This window comes from Streptomyces alkaliphilus (assembly GCF_014141535.1).
Lineage (GTDB): Bacteria > Actinomycetota > Actinomycetes > Streptomycetales > Streptomycetaceae > Streptomyces > Streptomyces alkaliphilus.
On sequence record NZ_VKHT01000629.1, the window covers coordinates 1 to 3,093 of the forward strand.

General features: G+C 75.8%; 3 protein-coding genes. All 3 read left to right on the forward strand.

Translation table 11 applies throughout. From position 1 onward, the window contains the following. Window positions 1–59 precede the first annotated feature (59 nt). The 3 genes from FNQ90_RS17690 (at window position 60) to FNQ90_RS17700 (ending at window position 3,081) form a co-directional block, all read left to right on the forward strand. Window positions 60–1,553 carry an MFS transporter gene (locus FNQ90_RS17690; RefSeq protein ID WP_182607275.1) on the forward strand — a complete coding sequence of 498 codons (1,494 nt, stop codon included), beginning with the start codon at window positions 60–62 and terminating at the stop codon, window positions 1,551–1,553. 26 nt (window positions 1,554–1,579) lie between these two features. Further along, a complete protein-coding gene (locus FNQ90_RS17695) occupies window positions 1,580–2,164 on the forward strand; it encodes a hypothetical protein (RefSeq protein ID WP_182607276.1) in 585 nt (194 codons plus the stop codon). A 149-nt stretch (window positions 2,165–2,313) separates the two neighbouring features. Beyond that, window positions 2,314–3,081 carry a futalosine hydrolase gene (locus tag FNQ90_RS17700; RefSeq protein WP_182607277.1) on the forward strand — a complete coding sequence of 256 codons (768 nt, stop codon included), beginning with the start codon at window positions 2,314–2,316 and terminating at the stop codon, window positions 3,079–3,081. The last annotated feature ends 12 nt before the right edge of the window (window positions 3,082–3,093 follow it).

Genomic DNA, 3,093 nt, shown 5'->3' on the forward strand with positions numbered 1-3,093 from the left:
CCGAACCCCCGTGGGTCCCGCCCCCACCGCCTACCCTTGCAGACGTGGCAGCTGACAGCATGTCCGACCGCAGAACCGGGGGCCGGTCCGGGCCGCTGGTCCGTTCGCTGCGCGCCGTCGGTCGCGGGGTCTCCCGCCCACCGGCGGCGCTCGGCCGTCGGATCCGGCGCGTCACCCACGCCCAGGGGGCGGGCGAGTCGGGTCTCGGCAAGCTGATCGAGGTGCACGCCGTCCATTCGATGGGCGACATGCTGATCACGATGGCTCTGGCGTCCACGATCTTCTTCTCGGTCCCGACCGACGAGGCGCGCGGCCGGGTCGCGCTGTACCTGGCGGTCACGATGGCGCCGTTCGTGTTGCTGGCGCCGGTGATCGGCCCCCTGCTGGACCGGATCCCGCACGGTCGGCGGGCGGCGATGGCGGGGGCGCTGCTGTTCCGGGGCCTGCTGGCGCTGCTGATCTCCGGCGCGGTGGCCACCGGGGAACTCCTGCTGTACCCGGCGGCGCTCGGCGTGATGGTGGCCTCCAAGGCGTACAACATCGTGCGGGCCGCGGTGGTGCCCCGCCTGCTGCCGCCGAAGATCTCACTGGTGAAGGCGAACGCGCGGATCACCCTGACCGGCCTGATCGCGGCCGGCGTGGCGGCCCCGCTGGGGTTGCTGCTGCACCTGTTGGGGCCGCAGTGGCCGCTGTACGGCGCGTTCGTGCTCACCACGATCGGCGCCCTGATGTGCTTCCGGTTGCCGCACAAGGTGGACCTGGCCAAGGGCGAGCGGGCCCTGCACCTGGAGGAACTGGCCCGCACCCGGGTGGTGCGGGAACCGGCGCGCGACACCGGCCGGAACGACCGCCGGCGGTCCGCGCGCGACGGCGCCGCGCGTGCCTCCCGCAACGGCGGACCGCGCCGGGCGTCCGGCCCCCTGGCCTGGTGGCGGCGCCGCTCCGCCGAGCGCGAGCGGGTGCTGCGGGCCGCGGACTCGCCGGTGTTCAAGGGGTTGCTCGCGAACTCCTCGCTGCGGGTGCTCTCGGGTTTCCTGCTGTTCTTCCTGGCCTTCCTGCTGCGCGACCAGCCGTTGCCGGGGATGTCCACGGCGCTGGCGCTGGGCGTGGTCGGGGTGGCGGCCGGGGCGGGCAACGGCCTGGGCAACGTGCTGGGGGCCTGGGCCAGGGACCGGGCGCCGGAGGTGATCCTGCTGCTGATGCTGGCGCTGGCGGTGGGCACCTCGATCGCGGCGGCGGTCGCCTACGGCACGGTGACGGTGCTGATGGTCAGCGCGGTGGCCGGCCTCGGGCAGGCGATGGGGAAGCTGTCGTTGGACGCGATGATCCAGCGGGACGTGCCCGAGGTGGTGCGAACCTCCGCCTTCGCCCGATCGGAGACGGTGGTGCAGATGGCGTGGGTGGTCGGCGGGGCGATCGGCATCGTGCTGCCGCTGATCGGGTGGCTGGGCATGGCGGTGGCGGCGGTGCTGCTGATCGTCGGCACGGCCGTCTCGGCGGGCACGCTGCTGGCCTCGGCCCGGCGCGGCACACCGCACCCGCGCGTTCGCTGACGGGGGCCGCCCGGTACCCTGCCCGCATGACTGCGATCTCCGGGATGATGGGCCGGCGGGCCCTGCGCACCACCCTTGCCGTCGGCGCCGTGTCACTGGGACTGGCGGGGTTGACCGCCTGCGAGCGGCCGACGCCGAACGCGCACTTCACCCTCGGCGCCTCGACCTCCTCCCCGGAGACCGCGAGCGACTGTTTCGGCCACGACGACCCGCTGGGCGTGCAGCGGGCGCAGGAGTGCCTGGAGCACACCGACGACGCGCCGTCGTTCACCTCGCGGCGCGGCGAGACCTTCCGGGTGGGCGTGGACCCCTCGATCGCGGAGCACGGCTGGCTGCTGTTCGTCAACGGCGAGACCCGGTCGGTGGATCCGTACACCACCACCTTCCAGAACTTCCCCGTCGACGAGTTGCACGCGATGTCGCAGGCCGACCCGTTCGGCGAGGAGGACGAGGACGAGGGCATCACCGTCAGCGTCGTCAAGCTGACCGGGGACTACGACTCCGATGAACTGATGGCCGCCTACCAGGCGCAGGACGAGGATGCCTTCAACGAGGCGCTGTACGGGCGCTTCGAGGGTGTCTGGAACGCCCGCCTGGAGCCGGGGAACTGATCGGGGGACCCGTGGGCGCCGAGCCCTCCGCGGTGACCGGGTCGGCCCGACCGGCCCCCGCATCCGCCGTGTCCCCCGGGCCTTCCGCGGCCCTCCCGGCCGACGGGCGGCCGGAGGTCGCCGAACCCGCCCCGGGGGGTCGACTGTTGGTGGTCACCGCCGTGACCGCCGAGCGCGACGCCGTGCTGGCGGGCCTCGCGGGAACACCGACCCCCGGAGGAACACCCGCACCGCCGGAAACGCCGGGTCCCGCCGCCGGGGACCCACCGGTGCCCGGGGCCGTGGAGGCCGTGGTCACCGGGGTCGGCCCCGCCGCCGCCGCGGCCGGGACGGCCGAGGCACTGACCCGCGCCCGCGCGGAGGGCCGCCCCTTCCACCTGGTGCTCTGCGCGGGCATCGGCGGCGGCTTCGTCCCGCACGCCCCGCTCGGCTCGGTCGTCGTCGCCTCCCGGATCGTCGCCGCCGACCTGGGCGCGGGGACCGCCGACGGCTTCGTCGACGTGGCCGAACTGGGCTTCGGCTCCGTCGCCCACGAGCCGCCCGCCGACCTCGCCGCGGAGGTCGCCCTGGCCGCCGGAGCGCTGCTGGCCCCCGTGCTGACCGTCTCCACCGTCACCGGCACCGCCGGGCGGGCCGCCGACCTGGCGGCCCGTCACCCCGGGGCGGGGGCGGAGGCGATGGAGGGCTTCGGTGTCGCCGAGGCCGCCGCCCGCGCCGGGGTGCCGGTGCTGGAGGTGCGGGCGGTCTCCAATCCCGTGGGACCGCGCGACCGCGCCGCCTGGCGAATCCCGGAAGCGCTGCGCGCCCTCGGCGACGCCTGTGCCGCCGCGGCCCGTCCGCTGTTCGCCGCCGCCCGCCCGGGCGGCGGTCGCCGTGCCCCCCGCCCCGGCCGACCGGCGCCGGGCACCCCTTCGTGACCGGCCCGGGGG